This is a genomic window from Modestobacter sp. L9-4 (genome assembly GCF_019112525.1).
Taxonomy (GTDB): Bacteria; Actinomycetota; Actinomycetes; order Mycobacteriales; family Geodermatophilaceae; genus Modestobacter.
In genome coordinates this window covers 1,144,407-1,170,984 of sequence record NZ_CP077800.1, presented here as the reverse complement: position 1 = coordinate 1,170,984, position 26,578 = coordinate 1,144,407, and the positions used below count along the sequence as shown (strand labels likewise).

Here is a 26,578-nt window from a genome sequence, read left to right as displayed (position 1 = left end):
CCTGGGGCGGTGGTCCTGCCCACCGTCGAGCTGCGCCCGCTCACCCGGGCGGACCTCCCCCTGCTCGGCCGCTGGCTGGCCGAGCCGCTCGTCGCGCGCTGGTGGCACCACGACAGCTCAGCGGCGGCGGTGGAGCGCGACTTCGGCCCCAGCCTGGACGGCGCGGACGTCACCGCGCTGTACCTGGGCTGGGCGCCGGGGTGGTCGCCCGACGGCGCGGCGGCGCCCTTCGGGCTGGTGCAGGTCTACCCGATCGAGGCCTACCCGGAGTACGTCGCCGAGTTCGCCGGCGTCTGCCCCGTGCCACCGGGCGCGCTGAGCATCGACTACCTGGTCGGTGAGCCGGCCGCCCGCGGGCGCGGCCTCGGCGCGGGCCTGATCGCGGCCGCGGTCGCGCGCGGGTTCGCCGACCACCCCGCCGCCCGCGACGTCCTCGTCCCGGTGGCGCTCGGCAACACCGCCTCCTGGCAGGCGCTGCGCCGGGCCGGGGCGACCTGGTACGCGGAGGGTGAGATGGAGCCCGACCACCCGGACGACCCGCGCGACCACGTCGTCCACCGCTTCACCCGGCCACCGGACGGCCCGGTCCGCCGCTGAGGCGGGGTCCCGGACGGGCGACCCCCGCCGTCACAGCGGCGAACTGGCTCCACCGGCCGGCGGCAGGATCCGGATCACCCGGTCGTCGTCCTCGGCGGGGGTGCCCACCCCGTCCTCGTTGGACGTGGTGATCCACAACGCCCCGTCGGAGCCGAGGACGACGGTGCGCAGCCGGCCGTAGACGTCCTGCAGGAACGGCTCGGGCTCGCCGACCGGGGTGCGGGTGCCGTCGAGCTCGACCACGTGCACCCGCTTCCCGTCCAGGGCGCCCAGGAACACGTAGGGCCCGGAGACCGCGCAACCGGCCAGGCCGGCGTCGGGCGCGGCGATCGAGGTGATCGGCTCCTCGCGCTGGCGGCGCTCGCCGGGGGAGACGGCGTCCAGCTGGTCGGGGGCGTCGGTGGCGAACACCGGGCCGACGCCGTCGGTGCACAGCGCCGTCACGTCGCGGTGCCCGCTGCTGAGCACGGGGCTGGGGCCCACCGGCTGGCCGAACACGTCGACGGCGAGCACCTTGCCGGCCAGGGACGTCTGGTCCGCGGCCAGGGCCGGGTCGCCGACGTCGCCCGTGCCCACGAACAGCGTCCCGTCGGCGCCGAACAGCAGCCCGCCGCCGTTGTGCTCGGCGCCGTGCGGGATGCCGGTCAGCACCGGGTTGGGCGTGCCGCCGAGCGGGAAGCGGACCACCCGGTTGTCCGTCGCCGTCGACACGTAGGCGTAGAACAGGCCGTCCTCGGTGAACGTCGGCGAGATCGCCAGCCCGAGCAGCCCGCCGTCGCCGCCGGTGTCGATGCCCGGCAGCGTCATCAGCTCGGTGGCGGGGGAGCGGTCCGGGAAGACCTTCATCAGCCGCCCGGTGTCGCGCTCGCCCACGACCGCCGTCCCGTCGGGGAGCACCACCAGGCCGGTGGGCACCGCGAGGTCGGTGGCCACGACGTTCGGGTCGCCGTCCTGGTCGTCCTGCCCGCCGGGGGAGCCGGGCGTGCCCGGGGCCGGGGCGCTGTTGCCCTCCGGCGGGGGCGCCACCTCCGGGGGCTGCCCCTGCGGCAGCTCGCGGAACGGCCCGGCGGGCTCGTAGCCGCCGCCGCAGCCGGCGAGCAGCACACAGCCCACCGCCACCGCGGCCAGCCGCCGGGCCCCGGGTGCCGTGCTCCGCCGTCCCACCGGCCCACAGTACGACGGCCGGCGCCGGCCGTCGGGTGCCCCGGCGGGTGGTGCCGGCCGGCCGCACCTAGGGTCAGCAGCCGTGCCCGACGCCCCCGCGCCCGTCCTCGACCTCGGCCCCGACGAGACGCTGCACGTCCTCGTGACCACCACCGCGCTCGCCGAGGCGGTGGCGGCGGTGTCGCCGCGGGTGCGCGCGCACCGGTTCGACCGCCGCGACGGCCTGCCCACCGGTGAGGCCGCGCAGTCGCAGGTGCTCGTCCCGCGGGGTGCCCTGGACACCGAGCTGCTCGAGGCGCTGCCCCGGCTGCAGCTGGTCCAGCTGCGCAGCGCCGGGGCGGAGGCCTGGGCCGGGAAGCTGCCCGCCGGGGTCGTCCTGTGCAACGCCCGCGGCGCGCACACCCCCGCCACCGCCGAGTGGGCGGTCGCCGCGACGCTGGCCGCCCAGCGCGGCCTCTCGCACTACGTCCGCGAGGCCGCCGCCGGACGCTGGTCCCCGGGCTCGGCACACAGCCTGGTCGGGGCGCGGGTGCTCGTCGTTGGCGCCGGTGACATCGGCCGCCGGATCGGCGCGATGATGGCCGGCTTCGACGTCGAGCTGACCTGGGTCGCCCGCACCGCCCGCGACGGCGTGCACGGCTTCGAGGAGCTGCCCGCGCTCCTGCCGCACGCCGACGTCGTGGTGCTGATCGTGCCGGTCACCCCGCAGACCACCGGCATGGTCGACGCGGCGTTCCTCGCCGCCATGGCGGACGACGCCCTGCTGGTCAACGCCGCCCGCGGCGTGGTCGTGGACACCGACGCGCTGGTGGCCGAGCTGACCGCCGGGCGGCTGCGGGCGGCACTGGACGTCACCGACCCCGAGCCGCTGCCCGCGGGCCACCCGCTGTGGTCGGCGCCGGGCCTGCTGCTCACCCCGCACGTCGGCGGCGCCGTGCCCGACACCGACGACCGCACCACCGCCGCCATCACCGCCCAGCTCGAGCGGGTCCTGGCCGGTCAGCCCCTGCAGAACGTCGTCACCGACTACTGAGGCCCCGTCCCGAGGCTCGTCCCGAGCCCGCGAGGGACGAGGAGGACGGGGTCCTCCGACTCGCTCCCCACGACACGCTCCGCGCGTCGCGGGCCCCTGCGAGGGGGCCGACGGGTCAGCGCGCAGTCGGCGTGCCGGGGTCGGGGATGCGGCCACCGGAGAGGGCGGCGAGCTGGGGGAGGTCGCGGGCGCGGAGCACCGGCAGGCGCACCTGGCTGCCGGTGGTCGTCACCAGCCACAGCTCCCTGCCCTCGCCCACCCGGATGCCGGACAGCTCCGGCCAGCCGACGGTGCGCGCGGAGACCACCGACCGGGCGGTCACCCCGGCGTCGGAGACGTCGACGCCCACCCGCAGCACCCAGGCCGCCGCGGCGAGTGGGAGCAGCAGGAGCAGCAGCGCCCACAGCGTCACCCCGGCCAGCGGGAGCACCAGGACGAAACCGACAGCGACCGGCAGCAGCGCTGTCCGGCCCATGCGCAGACGAGCGACAGCCACGGCTGAGATCTTCCCAGACCGTGGGACGGCGCGACCAGGCCCGTCGGGGCCCACCTGCCGCGGCCTACCATCGCCGGTCGTGACGACCGTCGAGGACCGCTCCGCCAGCTCCGGCCGACCCGCCGGGGACGTCGACATCAAGCCCCGCAGCCGCGACGTCACCGACGGGGACGCCAAGGCCCCGGCCCGGGCGATGCTCCGCGCCGTCGGGATGGGTGACGACGACTGGGTGAAGCCGCAGATCGGGGTGGCCTCCTCCTGGAACGAGATCACCCCCTGCAACCTCTCCCTGGACCGGCTGGCCAAGTCTGCCAAGGAGGGCGTGCACGCCGCCGGCGGCTACCCGCTGGAGTTCGGCACGATCTCGGTCTCCGACGGCATCTCCATGGGCCACGAGGGCATGCGCGCCTCACTCGTCTCCCGCGAGGTGATCGCCGACTCCGTCGAGACGGTCATGTTCGCCGAGCGGCTGGACGGCTCGGTGCTGCTGGCCGGCTGTGACAAGTCGCTGCCCGGCATGCTGATGGCCGCCGCCCGCCTGGACCTGGCCAGCGTCTTCGTCTACTCCGGCTCGACCCTCCCCGGGCGCCTGGGCGACAAGGACCTCACCCTCATCGACGTCTTCGAGGGCGTCGGGGCCTGCGCCGCCGGGAAGATCACCCGTGACGAGCTGACCGCGATCGAGAAGGCCGCCTGCCCGGGCATGGGCTCCTGCGGTGGCATGTACACCGCCAACACCATGGCCAGCATCGCCGAGGCCCTCGGCATGGCGCTGCCCGGCAGCGCCGCCCCGCCGGCCCCCGACCGCCGCCGCGACGACATCGCGGTGCGGTCCGGCGAGGCCGTGGTGAACCTGCTCCGCCTCGGCATCACCGCGCGCCAGATCATGACCAAGGACGCGTTCGAGAACGCCATCACGGTGCTCATGGCCCTGGGCGGGTCGACCAACGCCGTCCTGCACCTGATGGCGATCGCGCACGAGGCCGACGTCGACCTGTCCCTGGACGACTTCAACCGGATCGGCGACCGCACGCCGCACCTGGCCGACGTGAAGCCCTTCGGCCGGTTCGTGATGACCGACGTCGACCGCATCGGCGGCGTCCCGGTGGTCATGCGCGCCCTGCTGGACGCCGGCCTGCTGCACGGTGACGCGCTCACCGTCACCGGCCGCACGCTGGCGGAGAACCTCGCGGAGCTGTCCCCGCCGGACCCCGACGGCGCGATCATCCACGCGATGGCCGACCCGATCCACAAGACGGGTGGCCTGACGATCCTCAAGGGCTCGCTGGCCCCGGAGGGCGCGGTCGTGAAGTCCGCCGGCTTCGACGCCGACGTCTTCGAGGGCACCGCCCGGGTCTTCGACGGTGAGCAGGGCGCCATGGACGCCGTCACCGAGGGCACGCTGAAGGCCAACGACGTCGTGGTCATCCGCTACGAGGGCCCCAAGGGCGGCCCGGGGATGCGCGAGATGCTCGCCGTCACCGGGGCGATCAAGGGCGCGGGCCTGGGCAAGGACGTCCTGCTGCTGACCGACGGCCGCTTCTCCGGCGGCACGACGGGGCTGTGCGTCGGCCACATCGCCCCCGAGGCGGTCGACGGCGGCCCGATCGCCTTCGTGCGGGACGGCGACCGGATCCGGCTGGACCTCGCCGCCCGCACCATGGACCTGCTGGTGGACGACGCCGAGCTGGCCGGCCGCCGCGAGGGCTGGGCACCGCCGGAGCCCCGCTACACCCGCGGTGTGCTGGCCAAGTACGCGAAGCTGGTCGGCTCGGCGGCCCAGGGCGCCATCACCAGCTGAGCGGCGCACCCGCCCGAACGGGTGAGCCCTCCCCCCGGACCCTCGAGTGCGGGGGGAGGACCGCCGACAGTGCTGGGGTGGAGCACACGCGTCGTCGGTCAGCGTCCGGGCGGCGGCGTGCCCACCCGGCCGACGACGCGCACCTGCGACTGCGCGAGCAGCTCGTGCCGCAGCTGGCGCTGGTGGCCGCGGTCCTGGCGCTCCTGGGCTCCGCCCTGCTCGACGTCGACCTCCCGCCGGTCGCCGGCGCCGCACTGGCCGGCTGCCTGCTGCTCACCACGCTGCAGCGGTCCGCCGCCGTCCGCGACGGGGCCCGGGCCGCCGCCGCGCTGCGGCGCAGCGAGACCGTGCACCGTGCGCTGGCCGCCGCCGGCAGCGACGTCGTCCTCGAGCTCGACGGCGACCTGCGCGTCACCTGGGTGACCCCCGCCCGGCCGGGTCTGCTCGGCCGCCCGCTGACCGACTGCGTGCCGGCCGAGGACGCCGCCGCGCTCCGCACCTGGCTCGTCGACCCGCTGCCCGTCGAGCGGCGGCACACCGTCCGGCTGCTCGAGGACGCCGGACACCCGAGGGAGCTGGAGACCACGGTCAGCGACCTGCGCGCCGACCCCGCGGTGCGCGCCCTGGTGCTGCAGGGCCGCGACGTCACCGCCCGCGCCGAGCACGAGCGGGCGCTGACCGCCCTCGCCTTCACCGACCCCCTGACCGGGCTGCCCAACCGGGCCGCCCACGAGCGCGCCCTGGACCGGGTCCTCACCGACGGCGCCGCCGACCGCAGCGTCCTGCTGGTGGAGGTGCACGGGCTCCGCGCGGTGCACGAGGACGCCGGCCGGTACGCCGTGGAGGCCGCGCTGGTCGAGGTCGCCCGCCGGCTGCGTGCCACGGTCCGCGGCGAGGACGACGTCGCCCGGGTCGACGCCGAGCTGTTCGGCGTGCTCGCCTCCGGCACCCCGGCCGAGGTCGACCGGCTCGCCGCCCGCTGCCTGGCCGTCCTGGAGGCGCCGATCGTCACCGGCGCCGGCATCGTCGACCTCGGTGCCGTCGTCGGCCTCGCGCCGGTGTCCGCCGGACTGTCGACCGCGCAGGTGCACGACCGTGCCGAGCTGGCCCTGGCCGACGCCCGCGCGACCGGCAGCGGCGCGGTCTCCCGGCACCGCCCCGAGCTCAGCGCCGTCCGCGACCGCCGGGAGCGGCTGCGCGCCGACCTCGTCGGGGCCCGTGACCGCGGCGAGCTGGAGCTGGCCTGGCTGCCCGTCGTCGACCTGGCCGAGCACCGGGTCGCCGGCGTCGAGGCGCTGATGCGCTGGCGGCACCCCGACCTGGGCGACGTGGAGCCCGAGGAGTTCCTGCCGGTGGCCGCCCGTGCCGGGATGGCCGTCGACCTGCAGCGCTGGGTGCTGCGCGACGCCACGAGCGCGGCGGTCCGGCTGCCGCACGCGGGCCCCGCGCTGCGCCTGGGCGTCAACGTCTCCGCGGCCCACCTGGCCGCGGGCACGCTGGTGGCCGACGTGACGCGGGCGCTGGCCGACAGCGGCCTGCCGGCCGGGCGCCTCGTGGTCGAGCTGGCCGAGTCCGCGCTCACCGGGCCGCGGGTGCACGACGACGTCTCCGCGCTGCGGCGGATGGGCGTGCACGTCGCACTGGACGACCTCGGACGTGGCGCGACCTCGCTGACCGGCCTGGGCGGGCTGCCGGTCGACGTCATCAAGCTCGACCGCAGCCTGCTCTCCCGGATCGACCGGGACCCCTACGTGCGTGCCGTCTGCGCCGCGGTCGTCGCGCTGGGGGAGACCCTGCGCGTCGAGGTCGTGGCCGAGGGCGTGGAGACCAGCGGCCAGCTCGCCGTCCTCGAGTCGCTGGGCTGCGGCTTCGCGCAGGGCTTCCTGCTGTCCCGCCCGCTGGGGCTGGCCGGTCTCGTCGAGCTGCTCGAGTCCGACGGCGGCCGGCTGTGGCCGGGCCTGCCCGGCCCGGTGCCCGGGGCGGGGGTCCGACCGTGAGCCCACCCGTGCCGCCGCGCGCGGTCGCCGCCGGCTGTGCCGTCCTCGTCGCGGGGCTGCTGCTCGGCGGCCCGGTCGCCGGGCGCCCGCCCACCGCCACCGAGGCGGTCGTGGCCGCGGTGCTGGCCCTGTCCGCCCTCGTGGCCGGTCTCCTGCGGAGCCGTCCGGGCGCGTCGTCCGCGGGGGACGACGCGACCGGGGAGGGACAGCGGGACACCGGCGACGGCCAGACCAGCCAGCAGGAGCTGGAGCGGATGGCCTACAGCGACTACCTCACCGGGCTGCCCAACCGCGCCCGGCTGATGGCGGCGCTGGCCGGTGCGCGCGGCCGGGTCGCCACGGGCGAGCCCACGGCCGTGCTGCTGCTGGACCTCGACGGCTTCAAGGCCGTCAACGACATCGCCGGGCACGAGGCCGGGGACCTGCTGCTGGTCGAGGTCGCCGACCGGCTGCGGGCGACCGTGCGCGACGACGACCTGGTGAGCCGGCTGGGCGGCGACGAGTTCGCCGTCGTCGTGCGCTCGGACCTGGTCGAGGCCGCGGCGCTGGGCGAGCGGATCATCGCCGAGCTGGCCGGCGTCCACCGGTCGGTGCCCACCGCCGGGGCCGACCCGGACCTGGTCTTCGACGTCTCGTGCAGCATCGGCGTCGCCGAGCTGTCCGCCACCGACGACGTGTCGGTCAGCCTGCGGCACGCCGACGTCGCGCTGCGCGCGGCGAAGGCCGCCGGCAAGGGCTGCGTGCGCCTGCACGGGGAGTCCGCCGACGACGCGACCGTGCGGCGCAACCGGCTGGTCGACGACCTGCCCGACGCCCTCGCCCACGGTCAGCTTCGGCTGGTCTACCAACCGGTGGTCGGCGCGGCCGAGCGGCGGGTGCTCGGGCTGGAGGCGCTCATCCGGTGGGACCACCCGGTCCTCGGCGAGGTCTCCCCGGCGGAGTTCGTGCCGCTGGCCGAGGACGACGGCCTCATCGTGCCGCTGCAGCGCTGGGTGCTGGAGCAGGCCACCGCCGAGCTGGCCGGGTTGCTGGCCCAGGGCCGGGACCTGCAGCTGGGCGTGAACATCAGCGTCCGCCACCTGCAGTCGGGCAGCCTGGTGCGCGACGTGACCGCGGCACTGGCGCGGGCCGGTCTGCCGGCCCGGCGGCTCATGCTGGAGGTCACCGAGTCGCTGTTCATCGGTGAGCTCGACCGGGCCAACGGCGACCTGCAGACCCTGCACGACATGGGCTGCGTCATCTCCCTGGACGACTTCGGCCGCGGCTACTCGACCTTCGCCTACCTGACCCGGCTGCCGGTCGACGTGCTGAAGATGGACCGCGAGTTCCTGGCCGGCATCACCGACGACCCCCGCAGCGCCGCGCTCGTGGAGACGGTCATCGAGCTGGGCCGGCGGCTGGACATCGACGTGGTCGCCGAGGGCGTGGAGACCCCCGGCCAGCTGGCCGCGCTGCGCGCCCTGGGCTGCCGCTTCCTGCAGGGCTTCCTGCTGGGCCGCCCGACCCGGCCGGAGGACCTGCCCGCGGTCATCGACGCCTTCGACGAGCGGCTGCTGGACGCCGAGGCCCCGGGCCTCCCGGTCGCCGTCCCAGTGGGTGAGTGACACCGTCTCATCCAGTGGGACGGCCCGGTTGACGGGGCCGCGTGGCGGGGCGCACAGTGTCCAGGTGCCCCGCACTCGTCTGCTCGTAGCGATCCACTAGCGCGCCGGTCCCCCCGACCGACGCGCCACCCCTCCGTGCCACGGCACGAGGGGTTTTTTGTTGGCCGGGCACCGCCTGGCCGCAGCGACAGACGTCCGCGCCAGCACCCCACCCGCGCCCAGGGAGATCGTCCAGATGAGCACCACCGCCAGCGCCGGCCCCTCCACCGCCGGCACCACCGTCGCCACCCAGGTCTCGCCGGCCCCCGGCTCCGGCCCCGCCCCCGCCGTGCCCACGACGCCCACGGACGCCGCCGCACAGGCCACCCTCGGGGTCGAGACCACGGCCCGGTCGATGGCCGCCGCCGCCGAACCGGTCTCGGGCATCACCGGTGCGCAGAGCCTGGTCCGCTCGCTGGAGGCGGTCGGCGTCGACGTCGTCTTCGGCATCCCGGGCGGGGCGATCCTGCCGCTGTACGACCCGCTCTTCGACTCCGCGGTGCGCCACGTGCTCGTCCGCCACGAGCAGGGGGCCGGGCACGCCGCCACCGGGTACGCCCAGGCCACCGGCCGGGTCGGCGTCTGCATCGCCACCTCCGGGCCCGGCGCGACCAACCTGGTCACCCCGCTGGCCGACGCCTACATGGACTCCGTCCCGATCGTCGCGATCACCGGGCAGGTCAACAGCAGCCTGATCGGCACCGACGGGTTCCAGGAGGCCGACATCCGCGGCATCACGATGCCGATCACCAAGCACAGCTTCCTGGTGACCTCCGCCGACGAGATCCCGCAGAAGATCGCCGAGGCCTTCCACCTGGCCAGCACCGGCCGGCCCGGGCCCGTGCTGGTCGACGTCCCCAAGGACGTGCTGCAGGCGACCACGGACTTCAGCTGGCCGCCGCGGATCGACCTGCCCGGCTACAAGCCGACCACCCGCCCGCACGGCAAGCAGGTCCGCGAGGCCGCCGCGCTCATCGCCGCCGCCCGCCAGCCGGTGCTCTACGTCGGCGGCGGCGTGCTCAAGGCCCACGCCACCGATGAGCTCGCCGAGCTGGCCGAGCTCACCGGTGCGCCGGTGGTCACCACGCTGATGGCCCGCGGTGCCTTCCCCGACAGCCACCCGCAGAACCTCGGCATGCCCGGCATGCACGGCACGGTCGCGGCCGTCACGGCGCTGCAGAAGTCCGACCTGCTGATCACCCTGGGCGCGCGCTTCGACGACCGGGTGACCGGCCAGCTGTCCAGCTTCGCTCCCGACGCCCTCGTCATCCACGCCGACATCGACCCCGCCGAGATCGGCAAGAACCGCCGGGCCGACGTCCCGATCGTGGGCGACGCCAAGGCCACGATCGCCGAGCTGGTCACCGCGGTGCGCGCCGAGCAGGAGGACGGCCGCACCCCGCAGCTCACCGAGTGGTGGGCGCAGCTGGAGGACTGGCGGACCCGCTACCCGCTGGGCTACGACCGGCCCGAGGACGGGATGCTCTCGCCGCAGTACGTCATCGAGCGGCTCGGCGCGATCGCCGGCCCGGACACGATCTACACCTCCGGCGTCGGGCAGCACCAGATGTGGGCCGCGCAGTTCATCAGGTACGAGAAGCCGGGCACCTGGCTCAACAGCGGTGGCCTGGGCACGATGGGCTACTCGGTGCCGGCCGCCATGGGCGCCAAGATGGGCTGCCCGGACACCACGGTGTGGGCCATCGACGGCGACGGCTGCTTCCAGATGACCAACCAGGAGCTCGCCACCTGCGCGATCGAGGGCATCCCGATCAAGGTCGCCGTGATCAACAACGGCAACCTCGGGATGGTGCGCCAGTGGCAGACCCTCTTCTACGAGGGCCGCTACTCCAACACCCACCTGAGCACCCACGGCGCGAAGGACCCCGCCGCTCGGCAGGTCCGGATCCCGGACTTCGTCACCCTGGCCGAGGCGCTGGGCTGCGTGGGCCTGCGCTGCGAGACCGAGGACGACGTGGACGCGGTGATCGAGCAGGCCATGGCGATCAACGACCGGCCGGTGGTCATCGACTTCATCGTCGGCTCCGACGCCCAGGTGTGGCCGATGGTCGCCGCCGGGGCGAGCAACGACGCGATCATGGCCGCCCGCGGCCTGCGTCCCGACTTCGGACAGGACCAGGTCTGATGCCCCGCCACACGCTCTCGGTGCTCGTCGAGAACAAGTCCGGCGTCCTGGCCCGCGTCTCGGCGCTGTTCAGCCGACGCGGGTTCAACATCGAGTCCCTCGCCGTGGGCCCGACGGAGAACCCCGACCTGTCCCGGATGACGATCGTCGCCGAGGCGGAGTCCGCGCCGCTGGAGCAGATCACCAAGCAGCTGAACAAGCTGATCGAGGTGATCAAGATCGTCGAGCTGGACGGCGGTGCCTCGGTCGAGCGCGAGCTGCTGCTGGTCAAGGTGCGCGCACCGCTGGCCGACCGCACCACCGTGCTGCAGACCGCCGAGCTGTTCCGGGCCCGGGTGGTCGACGTCAACACCGACACCGTCACCATCGAGGCCACCGGCACCCCGGAGAAGCTGCGGGCGCTGCTCGCGGTGCTCACGCCGCTGGGCATCAAGGAGATGGCGCAGTCCGGCACGGTCGCCCTGGGCCGCGGCCCGCGCTCGATGAGCGGCTCGGGCAGCCTGCGCCCGGTCGACCAGCGCACGGCCTGAACCACTTCCCCCTGAACCGGACCGGCCACCGCCGGCCCACCCACCGATCCAAGGAGTGCATCACCGCATGGCCGCCGAGATCTTCTACGACGCCGACGCCGACCTCTCGATCATCCAGGGGCGCACCGTCGCCGTCCTGGGCTACGGCAGCCAGGGCCACGCCCACGCGCTGTCGCTGCGCGACTCCGGCGTCGACGTCCGCGTCGGCCTGCCGGAGGGCTCGAAGAGCCGGGCCAAGGCCGAGGCCGAGGGCCTGCGCGTCGTCACGCCGGCCGAGGCCGCCGCCGAGGCCGACCTGATCATGATCCTGGCGCCGGACCACGTGCAGCGCTCGCTGTACGCCGAGTCCGTCGAGCCCAACCTGCAGGACGGCGACGCGCTCTTCTTCGGCCACGGCTTCAACATCCGCTTCGGCTACATCAAGGCCCCCGCCGGCGTCGACGTGGCCATGGTCGCCCCCAAGGGCCCCGGCCACCTCGTGCGCCGCGAGTTCAGCGACGGCAAGGGCGTGCCCTGTCTGATCGCCGTCGAGCAGGACGCCTCCGGTGGCGCCCAGGCGCTGGCGCTGTCCTACGCCAAGGCAATCGGTGGCACCCGGGCCGGCGTCATCAAGACGACCTTCGCCGAGGAGACCGAGACCGACCTCTTCGGTGAGCAGGCCGTGCTCTGCGGCGGCATGTCCGCCCTGGTCACCGCGGGCTTCGAGACCCTCACCGAGGCCGGCTACCAGCCCGAGATCGCCTACTTCGAGTGCCTGCACGAGCTCAAGCTGATCGTCGACCTCATGTACGAGGGCGGCATCGCCAAGCAGCGCTGGTCGGTCTCCGACACCGCCGAGTACGGCGACTACACCTCCGGCCCGAAGGTCGTCGACGCCCGCGTCAAGGAGTCGATGAAGGACGTCCTCACCGCCATCCAGGACGGCACGTGGGCCGCGGCCTTCATCGCCGATCAGGACGCCGGCGCGCCGGACTTCAAGGCCAAGCGGGCCGCCGCCGAGGCGCACCCGATCGAGGCCACCGGTCGCGAGCTGCGCGGCCTGATGAGCTGGGTCAGCGCCAGCGACGACTACACCGGTACCGCCGCGCGCTGAACGAGGGGCTCCGTCCTCTCCGCCCTCGGCACGCTCGGGGTGGCACGCAGGACGGGGCCGTACGACGGCCCCCGCAGCGAGTCGCTGCGGGGGCCGTCGTGCGTTCAGCGGGGGGTGAGCGCCCGGCGCTGGCGGTGCGCGGCGAACCAGCCGGCGGACGGGCGCAGCAGCAGCAGCACGGGCACCGCCACGGCGACGAGGAAGACCACCAGCAGGAACAGCGTCCCGCCCACGCCGCCGCCCTCGGGCTCGGTCGCCGCGGTGACGCCGCCGAGCAGCAGGAACACCCCGGTGACGGCGACCGAGATCCACCCGCCGACCATCAGCAGGACGCGGCTGCGGCCCCGCAGCGCCAGGAAGCTGCCCCAGACCATCACCACCGCCCAGGCCAGCGCGAGCAGGCCGAGCAGCACCAGCGCCACGCGGAACGAGTCGACCTCGGACGAGCCCAGCGTCCCCTCGAGCGTGGGGTCGGCGTCCTGGACGGCGTCGATGAAGTCGTCGGCGTAGGTGCCGCCGAGCACGAACAGCAGCGCGACCAGCAGGCCGAGGAAGCCCTGGAGCAGCCCCAGGACGGCGGCGGTGATCACCGTGCCGGGTCGGCCCGGGACGGCCGGCGGTCCGTACGGGCCGTAGGGGGAATGCTGGCCGTAGGCGGCGGCCTGACCGTAGGGGGACTGACCGTAGGGGGACTGGCCGTAGGGGGACTGGCCGTAGGACGCCTGTGCGTACGGGGACTGTGCGTAGGGGGACTGGCCAGGAGGCGGCTGCCCGTAGTGCGGTGCCTGCCCGTACTGCTGCCCCTGTCCGTACGGGGGTGCCTGCCCGTACTGCTGCCCCTGCCCGTACTGCGCCTGCCCGTACTGCTGCGTCTGACCGTGCTCCTGCGTCCGGCCGGGCTCAGGGACCTGGCCGTACTGCGTGGGCGGCCCCCACGGTGACGCGCCCTGCTGCGGCTCGTCCCAGGACGCGCCGGCCTGGCCTGTCCCCGCGGCGCCCGCCCCCGCGGCGGTCGCGCCGGTGTGGCCGCCGTCCGCCGGGGCGCCGTCCACCGGGCCGGGCGGGTACACCGGGTGCTGACCGCCCTCCGTGCCGGACGGGTCCGGCTGCTGCCGGCCCTGGGCGTCGTCCCGGTCGTTGCTCATGGTCTCCTCCGCACGGGGCCGGTCGTCCCGGCACTGCGCGGTCAGCTTGACCGTGCTCCCGGGGGCGGGCAAGCACAGCGGACGGCGGTTCGAGCGGTGACCGCGGCCCGCCGTCCACCCAGTGGGACCCGCGGGCACCGGCGCCCCGCACACGGTGCCGCCTCCCTACGCTGTCGACCCGTGACAGCCACGCAGTCGGGGTCCGCGCCCGTCGTCCTCATCGCCGAAGAGCTCGCCCCGAGCGTGCTGGAGGTGCTCGGCGACGACGTCGAGATCCGGCACGTCGACGGTGCCGACCGGGCCGCCCTGCTCCCGGCCCTGGCCGAGGCCTCCGCGGTGCTCATCCGGTCGGCCACCCAGATCGACGCCGAGGCCCTGGCCGCCGCGCCGAACCTCAAGGTCGTCGCCCGCGCCGGCATCGGCCTGGACAACGTCGACGTCCCCGCCGCCACCGAGCGCGGCGTCCTGGTGGTCAACGCGCCCACGTCCAACATCGTCAGCGCCGCCGAGCACGCCATCGCGCTGATGCTCGCCGCCGCCCGGCACATCCCGGCCGCCGACGCCTCCCTCCGCGAGGGGAAGTGGGCGCGGTCCAAGTTCACCGGCGTCGAGGTCACCGAGAAGACCGTCGGCGTCGTCGGCCTCGGGCGCATCGGCGTCCTGGTCGCCCAGCGGCTGGCCGCCTTCGGCGTCACCCTCATCGCCTACGACCCCTACATCCAGCCCGGCCGTGCCGCCCAGCTAGGCGTCCGGCTGGTCACCCTCGACGAGCTGCTGCGCGAGGCGGACTTCATCACCGTCCACCTGCCCAAGACGCCGGAGACCCTGGGCCTCATCGGGGCGGCGGAGCTCGCGGCCACCAAGCGCGGCGTGATCATCGTCAACGCCGCCCGCGGCGGGCTGGTCGACGAGGCGGCCCTGGCCGAGGCGCTGCAGTCCGGGCAGGTCGGGGCCGCGGGCATCGACGTCTACGCCAAGGAGCCGTGCACCGACTCACCCCTGTTCGGGCTGCCCAACGTCGTCGTCACCCCGCACCTGGGCGCCTCGACGACCGAGGCGCAGGACAAGGCCGGCACCGCGGTCGCCCGCAGCGTGCGGCTCGCGCTGCAGGGGGAGTTCGTGCCCGACGCGGTCAACGTGCAGGCCGGCGGCGTCGTCGCCGAGGACGTGCGCCCGGGCCTGCCGCTGGCCGAGAAGCTCGGCCGCGTCTTCACCGCCGTCGCCGGCGGGCTGGCCCAGTCGGTGCACGTCGAGGTGCAGGGCAAGATCGCCGAGTTCGACGTCTCGGTCGTGCAGCTGGCCGTGCTGAGGGGCGTGTTCGCCGACGTCGTCTCCGAGCCGGTCACCTACGTCAACGCGCCGCTGCTGGCCGAGCAGCGCGGCCTGGACGTCACCCTGTCCAGCAGCACCGACAGCCCGCACTACCGCAACCTGATCAGCGTGCGCGGGGCGATGGCCAACCGCACCGAGGTGACCGTCTCGGGCACCCTCTACGGCAAGAACCAGGTGCCCAAGCTCACCGAGGTCAGCGGCTTCGAGATCGACCTGACCGCCGACGGCTACCTGCTCTTCTTCGTCTACGCCGACCGCCCCGGCGTCGTCGGCACGGTCGGTGCGGCGCTGGGGGAGGCCGGGGTCAACATCGCCGGCGCCCAGGTCAGCCGGACGACGCAGGGCGGTGAGGCGCTCATGGCCGTCACCGTCGACAGCCCGGTCAGCGGCGAGCTGCTCGACCAGATCGGCGCGCGCATCGGCGCCCGGCAGGCCCAGGCCGCCGACCTCACCGCGCTCTGACCAGAGGTCGGCACGCCGACCCGCACACCGACCTGTACGCCCCGAGGCCGCGTCGTCCACCCGGACGACGCGGCCTCGTCGCGTCGCCACGCCGGTGGTCACGCAGCCGCCACGTGCCGGACACCGGTGAGATGGTTGAGATCTGGTCCAACGTGTCGAATGCGTCATCCCGTTGCTCCGTTCGGCGAGGCCGCGCCGCGCGCGTGACCGCGGACACCATGCGGAAACACAGAGGCGACACAGTTCCGGCAGATGGCGTCCACAAAGGCGCCGACTGAGCCGTTCGGCGTATTGGCCGTTAGCCATGGCAACGACAACCGTGTGTGCAGGCCACCTCACCCGTCCGGGTGACGTGGCCGGACATCCGCAGTTCGTCGCTGACAGGGGTGCACGTGGGTCCGAGAAGTACTCAATCGAACCGGGCAGGGCGTCGACACGCTCTCGCCCGGACGGGGGTCGTCGCCGTCGCGGCAGCCCTCGCCACCACCGGCGGGCTGGGCAGCGCTCTGGCTGCCCCCTCCGGGCCGGCCGTCGAGCAGGCCCAGGCCACGCTCAGCGCCGACCAGCTCGCCGAGCTCAAGGCACAGCTCGCCGCGCAGTCCGACTCCGGCCGCCCGGCCGGCCTGCCCGAGAGCGGCCCGGCGTCCTTCTTCCTCCAGATCGACACGCCGTCGACCTCGCAGGTCTACGCCGACACCCTCGCCGAGTCCGGTGAGGCGCAGGCCGCCGACGCCGCCCGGGCCGCCCAGTCCGACGTCGAGGCCGCGACCGGCGACGTCGTGGCCGAGCTGCCCGCCGCCGTCTCCGGCGCCGAGGTGCTCTACACCGCCTCCACGGTCGTCTCCGGCGTGGCGGTCTCCGCCGACGCCGCCGACTACGCGGCGCTGCGCACCCTGCCCGGCGTCACCGCAGTGCTGCCGATCACCCCGAAGAAGACCAGCAACACCGGCGCGGCCGCGGTCGTGCGGGCCGTCGACGCCTGGGAGTCCCTGGGCAACACGGGCAAGGACGTGTCCGTCGGCATCATCGACACCGGCATCGACTACACCCACGCCGACTTCGGCGGCAGCGGCGACGTCGCGCAGTTCGACGCCATCCAGGCCGCCGAGAAGGCGCCCGCCCCCGCAGGCGTCTTCCCCAGCGCCAAGGTCGTCGGTGGTCACGACTTCGTCGGCGACGACTACAACGCCGACCCGGCCGACCCGGCCTACCAGCCCGTCGCGCACGAGGACGACAACCCGCTGGACTGCAACGGCCACGGCACGCACGTCGCCGGCACCTCCGCCGGCTTCGGCGTCAACGCCGACGGCAGCACCTACACCGGGACCTACGGTCCCGGCTTCGACGCCGGCGCGCTGAAGATCGGCCCCGGCATGGCGCCCGAGGCCTCGCTCTACGCGCTGAAGGTCTTCGGCTGCGAGGGCTCGACCGACGTCACCATCAAGGCCCTCGAGTGGGCCATGGACCCCAACGGTGACGGGTCCATCGACGACCACCTCGACGTCGTCAACCTCTCGCTGGGCTCCGACTACGGGCTGGCCGACGACGCCGACGCCATGGTCGCCGACGCGGCGATGGCCCACGGCATGCTCGTCGTCCTGGCCGCCGGCAACGCCGGTGACAGCTACGACATCGGTGGCTCGCCGGGCAACGCCCCGCGCGCCATCGGCGTGGCCGCCTCCAACGACGGCTACGGCGTCTTCGACGGCTGGCGGGTCGACTCGCCCGCGGGCGTCGTGGACGGCGTCCGCCCGGGCCTGCGCTCCATCGCCTACAAGGGCACCGGTGACGTCACCGGCCCGCTGGTGCTCCCCCCGGCCGGGCACGAGGACGGCTGCACCCTCCCCGCCGGCTACACGGTCCCCGCCGGCTCGATCCAGCTGTTCCTGGCCGACGGCTTCAGCAACTGCGGCTCGGTCGGCAAGGGCACCAACGCCGTCAAGGCCGGCGCGGCCGGGTTCATGATCGTCGGCGACGACGACCTGCTCGAGACCGGCATCACCGGCGTCGCGCAGATCCCGGGCATCCTGGTCACCAAGACCGACGGCGACGCGGTCATCGCCGCGGTCACCGCCGGCAAGACGGTCACCGTCACCTTCGGTGACAGCCTCAAGGACGCCTCGGTCTTCACCGCCCCGGAGCAGGTCGACCTGCTGGCCTCGTTCTCCTCGCGCGGCACCCGCCAGGCCAACGGCCTCAAGCCGGACGTCTCCGCGCCCGGCGTGACGCTGTTCTCCGCGGCCGTCGGCACCGGCAGCCAGGGTGTCAGCGAGTCGGGCACCTCGATGGCCACGCCGACCACCGCCGGCGTCACCGCGCTCATCCGCGCGGCACACCCGGAGTGGACGACGGAGGAGGTCAAGGCCGACTTGATGAACACCGCCGGCCACGACGTCCACACCGCCGACGGCACGGTCTACGGGCCCAACCGCCAGGGTGCCGGCCGCATCGACGCCAAGGCCGCCCTGGACAACCAGGTGCTCGCCTACGCCAACGCCGGCTCCGGGGTCGTCTCGGCGTCCTTCGGCGTCATCGAGGCCACCGACGACAAGGTCGTGCAGATCCGGCAGATCACCCTGTCGAACAAGAGCTCGAAGCCGGTCGGCTACAAGGTCGCCTACGAGGCGCTGGCCGACCAGCCCGGCGTCACCTACCGGGTCGAGCCGTCGATCGTCAACGTCGCGGCGAACACCAAGACCGCCGTCAACGTCGTCCTGACGGTCGACCGCGCCAAGCTGCGCAAGACCGCCGACCCGACGGTCGACATCGACAGCGAGGCCAACGCCGGCCGCCAGTTCGTCGGCGAGGCCAGCGGCCGCGTGCTCTTCACGCCCAAGTCGGGGAACGCACCGAGCCTGCGGGTCCCGGTCCACTCCAACGCTAAGCCCTCGTCCAACCTCACGGCGCAGAACCGTGAGCCGGGCAAGACCATCGCCCTGGTGGGTCGCGGTGTCAGCAACGGCCCCGCGTTCGGCCTGAACTCCTACACCTCCCTGGCGGCGGTGTTCGAGCGACTGGGCAGCAGCCCGAAGATGGCGAAGTGCACCACCGTGGCGCGCACGGACTGCTACAAGTCCGAGCTCGAACGCTCGGTGGACCTCGCCTCGGTGGGCGTGGCCTCCGACGTGGCAGCCAGCCCCAAGGACCCCTCCCTGTACTTCGGGGTCTCGGCGCACGGCAAGTTCACCTCGGCGCAGACGGCCGTCAACTACGCCGTCTACGTCGACGCCACCGGTGACGGCGCCTGGGACTACCAGGTCACCACCACCCGGATCACCGACTACGACGCGCCGCTGGTCGTCGTCAGCGACCGGGCGGGCGACCTGATGCCCAGCAACGACGACCCCTACATCGGCTACATGAACGTCGCGCCCGGGACGGTGGACACCAACGCCCTGGACTCCGACGTGCAGGTGCTGCCGGTGCCGCTGTCGGCGATGCCGCTGATCACCTCGGCAGCCAGCCGGGTCACCTTCGGCGTCCAGTCCTCCAGCGCCTACGGCACGGTCGACAACGTGGGCACGACGGTCAGCCCCTCGGGGACCTCGGAGCTGGCGGGGCAGGCGATGAGCTTCGACCCGCTGCACCCGGGTCTGTCGTTCACCTCGGGCGGGCAGCCGGCGATCCTCACCTCCGCCCAGAGCAACACCATGATCTCGATCTCGCAGGACCCGGCCGCCTACGCGGCCGACGTCTCCGTGGGCGGGGCCAAGGGCGCGATGGTCGTCGTCCTGCAGAACGACAGCGGGCGGGGTCGCACCCAGTTCGTCCCGGTGGAGCAGCGTCGGGTCCCGTGACCCGGCGCCGGTGACCACCGGCTCCGCCGTCGTCGGCTGACGACGGCACCGCACCACCGCACCACCGGCACCACCGCACCAGCACCACCCGGACGCCCTCCGCAGCACCACGCGGGGGGCGTCCGGCGTGTGCGGGTGCACGCACCCGTGCCCGGGCCCACTAACCTCTGGCCTCATGCGCCTGGCAGTGGTCCCTGGAGACGGCATCGGTCCCGAGGTGGTGGCCGAGGGCCTCAAGGTCCTGGGCGCGGTCGCGCCGGACATCGACGCCACCCACTACGACCTCGGAGCGGCCCGGTGGCAGCGCACCGGTGAGCTGCTCCCCGACTCGGTCCTGGAGGAGCTGCGCGGCCACGACGCGATCCTGCTGGGCGCGGTGGGCGACCCCTCGGTGCCCAGCGGCATCCTCGAGCGCGGCCTGCTGCTCAAGCTCCGGTTCGAGCTGGACCACCACGTGAACCTGCGCCCGGCGCGGCTGTTCGACGGGGTGCGCAGCCCGCTCGCCACGCCCGGTGAGATCGACATGCTGTGCATCCGCGAGGGCACCGAGGGCCCCTACGTCGGCAACGGCGGGGTGCTGCGGCGCGACACCCCGCACGAGGTGGCCACCGAGGTCAGCCTCAACACCGCCTTCGGCGTCGAGCGGGTCGTGCGGTACGCCTTCGAGCGCGCGCTGGCCCGTCCCCGCCGGCACCTGACGCTGATCCACAAGACCAACGTGCTCACCCACGCCGGGTCGCTGTGGTCGCGCACGGTGGAGGAGCTGTCGACGGAGTTCCCCGAGGTGACGGTGGCCTACTCCCACGTCGACGCCGCGGCCATGTACTTCATCACCGACCCGGGCCGGTTCGACGTCATCGTCACCGACAACCTCTTCGGCGACATCGTCACCGACGTGGCCGCCGCGGTGACCGGCGGCATCGGCCTGGCCGCCAGCGGGAACCTCGACGTCTCGGGCACCAACCCGAGCATGTTCGAGCCCGTGCACGGCTCCGCCCCCGACATCGCCGGCACCGGTGTCGCCGACCCGACGGCCACCGTGCTCTCGGTCGGCCTGCTGCTGGAGCACCTGGGCCGCCCGGAGCTGGCCAAGAAGGTCAACGCCGCGGTCGCCTTCGACCTGTCCACGCGTGACCCCGGTGCGCCGCTGCGCACGACCGAGGTCGGCGACCGGCTCGCCGCCCTCGCCGGCTGAAGGAGGACCCCTCCGCCCCCGCCCCCCGCTCCGCCCGGGGCGGGACCCTGCGGAGGGACCGGACGGGGCGTCCCGCACAGTGGACGCCCCGTTCCGGGATCGGCCCACCGCGTGCTTGACTGACCGTGATGCACACCACCGGCTCGATCATCGTCTAGCGCGCAGTCAGCTCCCCGACTGCGCGCCCACCTCCCGTACCCCGGGAGGTTTTTTCATGTCCGGACCAGGACCGACACCACCGGAGACACCGTGGCCGACCAGCCCGCCCCGACCGTCGACGTGACCGACTTCCACGTCTTCGACACCACCCTGCGCGACGGCGCCCAGCGCGAGGGCGTCAGCTACTCCGTGGCCGACAAGCTCGCCGTCGCCCGGTTGCTCGACGAGATCGGCGTGGGCTTCATCGAGGGCGGCTGGCCCGGTGCGCTGCCCAAGGACACCGAGTTCTTCGCCCGCGCCCGCACCGAGCTGCAGCTGCGGAACGCCCAGCTGGTCGCCTTCGGTGCCACTCGCAAGGCCGGGGTGGCGGTGGCCGAGGACCCGCAGGTGCAGGCACTGCTGGACGCGCAGACGCCGGTCGTGTGCCTGGTCGCGAAGTCCGACGTCCGGCACGTGCGCGAGGCGCTGCGCACCACACCGGAGGAGAACCTGGCGATGGTCACCGACACCGTCGCCCACCTCGTGGCACACGGACGGCGGGTGTTCGTCGACTGCGAGCACTTCTTCGACGGGCACGCCGCCGACCCCGACTACGGCGTGGCCGTGCTCGAGGCCGCGTTCGCCGCCGGTGCCGAGGTGGGCGTCATGTGCGACACCAACGGCGGCATGCTGCCCATGGGCCTGGGCCGGGTGGTCGCCGAGGTGCGCGCACGCACCACCGGGAAGCTCGGCATCCACTGCCAGGACGACACCGGCTGCGCGGTGGCCAACACCCTGGCCGCGGTCGAGGCCGGCGTCACGCACGTCCAGGGCACCGCCAACGGCTACGGCGAGCGGGCCGGCAACGCCGACACCTTCGCGCTCATCGGCAACCTGGTCACCAAGATGGGCCTCCCGGTCGTGCCCGCCGACTGCCTGCCCGAGCTCAAGCGGGTCAGCCACGCCATCGCCGAGCTCGCCAACATCGCCCCCGACGACCACCAGCCCTTCGTGGGCGCCTCGGCGTTCGCGCACAAGGCGGGGCTGCACGCCAGCGCCATCAAGGTCGACCCCGAGCTCTACAACCACCTCGACCCCGCGGTCGTCGGCAACGACATGCGCATCCTGGTCACCGAGATGGCCGGCCGGGCCTCGGTCGAGCTCAAGGGCCGCGAGCTCGGCGTCGACGTGACCGGCCAGGGTGAGGCGATCGGCCGCGTCGTCGACCGGGTGAAGGTGCTGGAGTCCGAGGGCTGGTCCTTCGAGGCCGCCGACGCCTCCTTCGAGCTGCTGCTGCGCGCCCAGCTGCCGGACGCGCCCGCGCCGCTGTTCACCCTGGAGAGCTGGCGCGCGTCGGTCGAGCACGCGGCCACCGGCGACGTGGTCAGCGAGGCCACCGTCAAGGTGCACCTGCCCAACCCCGACGGCACCAGCGAGCGGGTGATCAGCACCGCGGAGGGCAACGGCCCGGTCAACGCCCTGGACAACGCGCTCCGGCAGGCGCTGGTGGGCCGCCACCCGCACCTGGCCGGGGTCTCCCTCGCCGACTACAAGGTGCGCATCCTGGGCTGGAAGGGCGGCACCAGCGCCACCACCCGGGTGCTGGTCGACACCACCGACGGTGCGGGGGAGTGGACCACGGTCGGGGTGCACGACAACATCGTCGAGGCGTCCTGGCGGGCCCTGGTCGACGCGCTCACGTACGCGGTGCGCCACCGCTGAGCGGGTCGACCGTGCTGGCCAGCAGGCAGAACTCGTTGCCCTCGGGATCGGCCAGCACGTGCCAGGTCATCTGCTCGGTCAGCGGGCCCTGACCCACGTCGACGGGGGTGGCGCCCAGGGCGAGCAGCCGGTCGAGCTCCTCGGCCTGCGACCGGTCGGTGGCGTTGAGGTCCAGGTGCAGCCGGCGCCGCCCCGGCGTCGGTCCGGGCACCGGGACGAAGGCGACCGTCGGCACCGGGCCCTTCGCACCCTGGCCGGGCGGGCCGATCTCGGTGCAGCCGTCCTCGGCGGTCTCGACCACCTCGAAGCCGAGCACCTCCGCCCACCAGGCGGCCAGCTGCGCCGGTCGCGGGCTGTTCACGGTGACCGCGGTGATCCGGGCGGCCATGGTGCATCGTGGCACCGTCGCGGGGGTGCCGTCCTCTCCGGCGACCAGCCTCGGCCCGGTTCGCGCGCGCGGCTAGCCTCAGGGTGTGCGCATCGTCCGCTTCGCCCACCCAGCCGGCATGTCCTTCGGGGTCCTCGACGGGGACGGCCAGGTCGCCCAGATCGAGGGCCACCCCTTCGGCCAGATCTCCTTCACCGGGCAGCGGTTCGCCGCCGCCGACGTCCGGCTGCTCTCCCCGATCCTCCCCAGCAAGGTCGTGTGCGTGGGGAAGAACTACGCCGACCACGTGCAGGAGATGAACACCGGCGAGGCGCCGAAGGAGCCGCTCGTCTTCCTCAAGCCCTCCACCTCGGTGATCGGCCCCGGTGACGCGATCCGCATCCCGGCCGGCAGCACCAACGTCCACCACGAGGTCGAGCTGGCCGTCGTCATCGGTGCCCGGGGTGCGCGCCAGGTGAGCCCGGAGCAGGCCATGGGCAGCGTGTTCGGCTACACGATCGGCAACGACGTCACCGAGCGGGACATGCAGCGCAGCGACGGGCAGTGGACCCGGGCCAAGGGCTTCGACTCCTTCTGCCCGCTGGGCCCCTGGATCGAGACCGACCTGGCCGGGGTCGGCAAGGACCCCGCCGACCTGGCGGTCACCTGCACCGTGGACGGCGAGCTGCGCCAGTCCGGGCGCACCAGCCAGCTGCTGTTCTCGGTCCCGACGATCATCAGCTACATCTCCCAGGTCATGACCCTGCTGCCCGGCGACGTGGTGCTCACCGGCACCCCGGCCGGCGTCGGCCCGATCCGCCCCGGCCAGCGCGTCGAGTGCTCGATCGAGGGCCTGGGCACGCTGACCAGCTCCGTCGCCGGCGCCGACCCGACCTCCACGGCCGGCACCCGGTGACCGCCCCCGTGCGCACCCGCTTCTGCCCGTCCCCGACCGGCGTCGTCCACGTCGGCGTCATGCGGGCCGCGCTCTACAACTGGGCCTACGCCCGGCACACGGGTGGTCAGTTCGTCGTCCGGATCGAGGACACCGACGCGGCCCGCAACACCGCGGAGTCCGAGCGGCACCTGCTCGACTGCCTGCGCTGGCTCGGGCTGGACTGGGACGAGGGCCCCGAGGTCGGCGGCCCGCACGGGCCCTACCGGCAGTCCGAGCGCAGCGAGGTCTACCGCGACGTCGTGGCGAGGCTGCTGGAGTCCGGGCACGCCTACGAGTCCTTCTCCACCAACGAGGAGGTCGACGCCCGCCGTCGCGCCGCCGGGCAGGACCCCAAGCTCGGCTACGACAACGCCGACCGGACGACGACCGACGCCCAGCGCGCCGCGTTCCTGGCCGAGGGCCGGGAGGCCGTCGTCCGGCTGCGGATGCCCGACACCGACCTGACCTGGGTCGACCACGTGCGCGGCGAGGTCCGCTTCGCCGCCGGCGCGGTGCCGGACTTCGCCCTCGTGCGGGGCAACGGGACGCCGCTGTACACGCTGGTCAACCCGGTCGACGACGCGCTGATGGGGATCACCGACGTGCTGCGCGGGGAGGACCTGCTGTCCTCCACCCCCCGCCAGCTCGCCCTGTACGCCGCTCTCAACGACATCGGGGTCGCCAGCGGGACGCCGCGCTTCGGGCACCTGCCCCTGGTCATGGGGGAGGGCAACAAGAAGCTGTCCAAGCGCGACCCGCAGTCGAACTTCGACGTCTACCGGGACCGCGGCTTCCTCCCCGAGGGCCTGGTCAACTACCTGGCCCTGCTGGGCTGGTCGATCGCCGACGACCGCGACGTGTTCTCACCGGCCGAGATGGCCGCCGCCTTCGACGTGGACAGCGTCAACGCCAACTCCGCCCGCTTCGACCTGAAGAAGGCCGAGGCGATCAACGCCACGCACCTGCGGGCGCTGCCGGTCGAGGACTTCCTCACCCGGGTCACGCCCTTCCTGACCGGGGCCGGGCTGCTCGCCGACCCGCCCACGGCCGAGCAGGACCGGGTGCTGACGGCGATCGCGCCGCTGGCCCAGGAGCGGATGATCGTGCTCTCCGACGCGGTCGGGCTGCTGGGCTTCCTGTTCACCGAGGACGTCGAGATCGACCCCGCGGCCGCCGACAGGCAGCTGGGCGCGGGTGCCGGGGAGGTCCTCGACGCCGCCACGGCCGCGCTGACGGCGCTGCCGGAGTGGACCACCGCAGCGATCGAGACCGCGCTCAAGGACGCCCTCGTCGAGGGGCTGGGGCGCAAGCCGCGGCAGGCCTTCGGGCCGGTGCGGGTGGCGGTCAGCGGCCGCACGGTCTCCCCGCCGCTGTACGAGTCCATGGAGCTGCTGGGCCGGGAGCGCACGCTCGCCCGGTTGGCGGCCGCCCGCACCGCCGCGACCGGATGACCGCCGGCGGCTGGGGCGGGCCGCCGGCCGAGCCCTCCTACTCGGGGCCGCCACCGACCGGCCGGTACGGGGCGCCGCCCTCGGTCCCGGTCGGTCCGCCGCCGTGGCAGCAGCCGTACCCGTATCCGTACCCGGTTCCCGGGCACGGGGCGGTGCCGGTCCGCCCGCCGCGCCCGGTCACCCCGCCCGGCGCACCGCCGCACGCCGTCCGCCGGCCCTACGAGCTGCTGATGCGGGCCCGCGACTGGGCCTGGTGGCGGCCGGTGCTGGGACTGCTGCTCTTCGCCGTCCTCTACGGGGTGGCCAGCATCGTGGTCGTGGTCGTCTCGCTGGTCACCGGGCTGGTGCCCGACCTGGCCCTGCTCGAGCTCACCGACCCCGGCGTCCTGCTGGTCACCAACCTGTCGCTGATCGTGGCCATCCCGATCGTCTGGCTGTGCTGGTACGTGACGCACGGCATGCGGATCGGCTGGTCGTCCTCGGTCCTGGGCCGGCTGCGCTGGCGGCTGGTCGTGCCCTGGACGTGGCGCGCCCTGGCCACCCTCGGGGTGGCCGTCGTGCTCGGACTGCTCGTCGGGATCGCCGCGACCGGCGTGGAGGTCACCGGGTTCGCCGACTCCTTCGGCTGGCTGGTGCTGGTCGTGCTGTTCACCACGCCGCTGCAGGCCGCGGCGGAGGAGTACGTGTTCCGCGGCTACCTCAGCCAGGCCGTCGCCGGCTGGGTCGGCCGTCCCCGCGCAGGGGCGCTCGTCGCCGCCGTGGTGACGGCCGCGCTGTTCTCCGCCGCGCACGTCCCCCCGGACCTCACGACGTTCCTCTACCGCTTCCTGTTCGGGCTGGCCTTCTCCGCCGTCGTCTGGCTGACCGGCGGGCTCGAGGCCTCGATCGTGCTGCACGCGGTCAACAACATCGTGATCTTCCTGATGGCGGGGGCGCTCGGTGAGGGCGCGGCAGCCGCCGACCCCGGTGGGCTCGTCGGGTTGCTGATCACGTCGCTGGGCGTGATCGGCATGGGCGGGTACGTGGCCTGGGTGGCGCTCGCCCGCAGGAGGCTCCGGGTCGAGCTGCTCAGCGACGCGCTGGAGCTGCCGCCTGGCCCCGCTCCGGCGTCGTGGGGGCCTCCCGGTGGCCGGCCGGGCCCTGCGCAGCCGCTGCCGTGGGGGCAGGCGGCCTGGCCGCCCGGACAGTCGGGTTGGGGAGCCCCGCAGCCGGGCCGGGGCGCTCCTCAGCCCGGCTGGGACGCCGTCCCGCCCGCCTGGGGTGCCCCGCCGGCCTGGGGTGGTGGACAGCCCGCCTGGGGTGGTGGACAGCCCGCCTGGGGTGGTGCACAGCCTGCCTGGGGTGCTGCCCCGTCGGCCTGGGGGACCGCTCCGCCCGCCGGGGGTCCGCCGGCGGAGAGCCCGTGGCCGGACCGTGCGCCCGCGCCCGGCTGGGGGCCGCCCGCCGGGCAGGGCCCGCCGCCCGGTCCGGGCCCGGAGGGGTCGTCGGCACCGGGCCGGTGACCCGCCGCAGGGGGGTCGGTGTGACCCCGC

Annotated in this window: 19 protein-coding genes; 15 read left to right on the top strand and 4 right to left on the bottom strand. The window is 74.3% G+C overall.

Annotation, left to right across the window (positions count from 1 at the left end; translation table 11 throughout):
• The first annotated feature begins 9 nt into the window (after positions 1-9).
• Positions 10-597, top strand: coding sequence for a GNAT family N-acetyltransferase (locus KUM42_RS05425; protein WP_237495629.1), 588 nt, complete (start codon positions 10-12; stop codon positions 595-597).
• Between the two features lie 30 nt (positions 598-627).
• Here KUM42_RS05425 and KUM42_RS05420 read toward each other — a convergent pair whose 3' ends face one another.
• A complete protein-coding gene (locus KUM42_RS05420; RefSeq protein ID WP_237495628.1) occupies positions 628-1,761 on the bottom strand; it encodes a sorbosone dehydrogenase family protein in 1,134 nt (377 codons plus the stop codon).
• Positions 1,762-1,843: 82 nt separating this feature from the next.
• On the opposite strand from KUM42_RS05420, the gene KUM42_RS05415 reads away from it, so the two are divergent.
• Positions 1,844-2,794, top strand: coding sequence for a 2-hydroxyacid dehydrogenase (locus tag KUM42_RS05415; RefSeq protein ID WP_237495625.1), 951 nt, complete (start codon positions 1,844-1,846; stop codon positions 2,792-2,794).
• 115 nt (positions 2,795-2,909) lie between these two features.
• Here KUM42_RS05415 and KUM42_RS05410 read toward each other — a convergent pair whose 3' ends face one another.
• Complete coding sequence (locus KUM42_RS05410; protein WP_237495623.1) at positions 2,910-3,290, bottom strand: PH domain-containing protein; 381 nt, start codon at positions 3,288-3,290, stop codon at positions 2,910-2,912.
• 79 nt (positions 3,291-3,369) lie between these two features.
• Between KUM42_RS05410 and ilvD the strand changes: the two genes are divergently transcribed.
• From ilvD to ilvC, 6 genes are all read left to right on the top strand, one after another.
• Positions 3,370-5,091 (top strand): dihydroxy-acid dehydratase, encoded by a 1,722-nt coding sequence (gene ilvD / locus KUM42_RS05405; protein ID WP_237495621.1) that lies wholly within the window; start codon positions 3,370-3,372, stop codon positions 5,089-5,091.
• A gap of 77 nt (positions 5,092-5,168) precedes the next feature.
• Positions 5,169-7,088 (top strand): bifunctional diguanylate cyclase/phosphodiesterase, encoded by a 1,920-nt coding sequence (locus tag KUM42_RS05400; RefSeq protein WP_237495619.1) that lies wholly within the window; start codon positions 5,169-5,171, stop codon positions 7,086-7,088.
• A complete protein-coding gene (locus KUM42_RS05395) occupies positions 7,085-8,692 on the top strand; it encodes a bifunctional diguanylate cyclase/phosphodiesterase (protein ID WP_237495618.1) in 1,608 nt (535 codons plus the stop codon). Before KUM42_RS05400 ends, KUM42_RS05395 begins: the two co-directional genes overlap by 4 nt.
• Positions 8,693-8,927: 235 nt before the next feature.
• Positions 8,928-10,877 carry an acetolactate synthase large subunit gene (locus tag KUM42_RS05390; protein WP_237495616.1) on the top strand — a complete coding sequence of 650 codons (1,950 nt, stop codon included), beginning with the start codon at positions 8,928-8,930 and terminating at the stop codon, positions 10,875-10,877.
• Positions 10,877-11,407, top strand: coding sequence for an acetolactate synthase small subunit (ilvN, locus tag KUM42_RS05385; RefSeq protein WP_237495614.1), 531 nt, complete (start codon positions 10,877-10,879; stop codon positions 11,405-11,407). Before KUM42_RS05390 ends, ilvN begins: the two co-directional genes overlap by 1 nt.
• 67 nt (positions 11,408-11,474) lie before the next feature.
• Positions 11,475-12,500 carry a ketol-acid reductoisomerase gene (ilvC, locus tag KUM42_RS05380; RefSeq protein WP_237495611.1) on the top strand — a complete coding sequence of 342 codons (1,026 nt, stop codon included), beginning with the start codon at positions 11,475-11,477 and terminating at the stop codon, positions 12,498-12,500.
• A gap of 104 nt (positions 12,501-12,604) precedes the next feature.
• On the opposite strand, the gene KUM42_RS05375 is transcribed toward ilvC, so the two are convergent.
• Positions 12,605-13,645, bottom strand: coding sequence for a hypothetical protein (locus tag KUM42_RS05375; protein WP_237495610.1), 1,041 nt, complete (start codon positions 13,643-13,645; stop codon positions 12,605-12,607).
• A 180-nt stretch (positions 13,646-13,825) separates the two neighbouring features.
• On the opposite strand from KUM42_RS05375, the gene serA reads away from it, so the two are divergent.
• From serA to cimA, 4 genes are all read left to right on the top strand, one after another.
• Positions 13,826-15,439: a phosphoglycerate dehydrogenase gene (serA, locus tag KUM42_RS05370; RefSeq protein WP_237495607.1), complete on the top strand. Its 1,614-nt coding sequence runs from the start codon at positions 13,826-13,828 to the stop codon at positions 15,437-15,439.
• Positions 15,440-15,825: 386 nt separating this feature from the next.
• Positions 15,826-19,236 carry a S8 family serine peptidase gene (locus KUM42_RS05365; RefSeq protein WP_237495605.1) on the top strand — a complete coding sequence of 1,137 codons (3,411 nt, stop codon included), beginning with the start codon at positions 15,826-15,828 and terminating at the stop codon, positions 19,234-19,236.
• 175 nt (positions 19,237-19,411) lie between these two features.
• Positions 19,412-20,431, top strand: coding sequence for a 3-isopropylmalate dehydrogenase (locus tag KUM42_RS05360; protein WP_237495603.1), 1,020 nt, complete (start codon positions 19,412-19,414; stop codon positions 20,429-20,431).
• A gap of 249 nt (positions 20,432-20,680) precedes the next feature.
• On the top strand, positions 20,681-22,291 hold the full coding sequence (cimA, locus tag KUM42_RS05355; RefSeq protein WP_237495600.1) for a citramalate synthase: 1,611 nt from the start codon (positions 20,681-20,683) through the stop codon (positions 22,289-22,291).
• Here cimA and KUM42_RS05350 read toward each other — a convergent pair.
• Positions 22,266-22,679: a VOC family protein gene (locus tag KUM42_RS05350; protein WP_237495599.1), complete on the bottom strand. Its 414-nt coding sequence runs from the start codon at positions 22,677-22,679 to the stop codon at positions 22,266-22,268. The genes cimA and KUM42_RS05350 overlap by 26 nt on opposite strands.
• An 85-nt stretch (positions 22,680-22,764) precedes the next feature.
• Between KUM42_RS05350 and KUM42_RS05345 the strand changes: the two genes are divergently transcribed.
• The 3 genes from KUM42_RS05345 to KUM42_RS20245 all read left to right on the top strand — a co-directional run bounded on the left by KUM42_RS05345 (position 22,765) and on the right by KUM42_RS20245 (position 26,548).
• Positions 22,765-23,574 (top strand): fumarylacetoacetate hydrolase family protein, encoded by an 810-nt coding sequence (locus KUM42_RS05345; RefSeq protein WP_237495597.1) that lies wholly within the window; start codon positions 22,765-22,767, stop codon positions 23,572-23,574.
• Complete coding sequence (gene gltX, locus KUM42_RS05340; protein WP_237495595.1) at positions 23,571-25,046, top strand: glutamate--tRNA ligase; 1,476 nt, start codon at positions 23,571-23,573, stop codon at positions 25,044-25,046. The genes KUM42_RS05345 and gltX overlap by 4 nt, the downstream gene beginning before the upstream one ends.
• 152 nt (positions 25,047-25,198) lie before the next feature.
• Entirely contained in the window at positions 25,199-26,548 is a 1,350-nt protein-coding gene (locus tag KUM42_RS20245) for a CPBP family intramembrane glutamic endopeptidase (RefSeq protein ID WP_304610748.1), read from the top strand.
• The last annotated feature ends 30 nt before the right edge of the window (positions 26,549-26,578 follow it).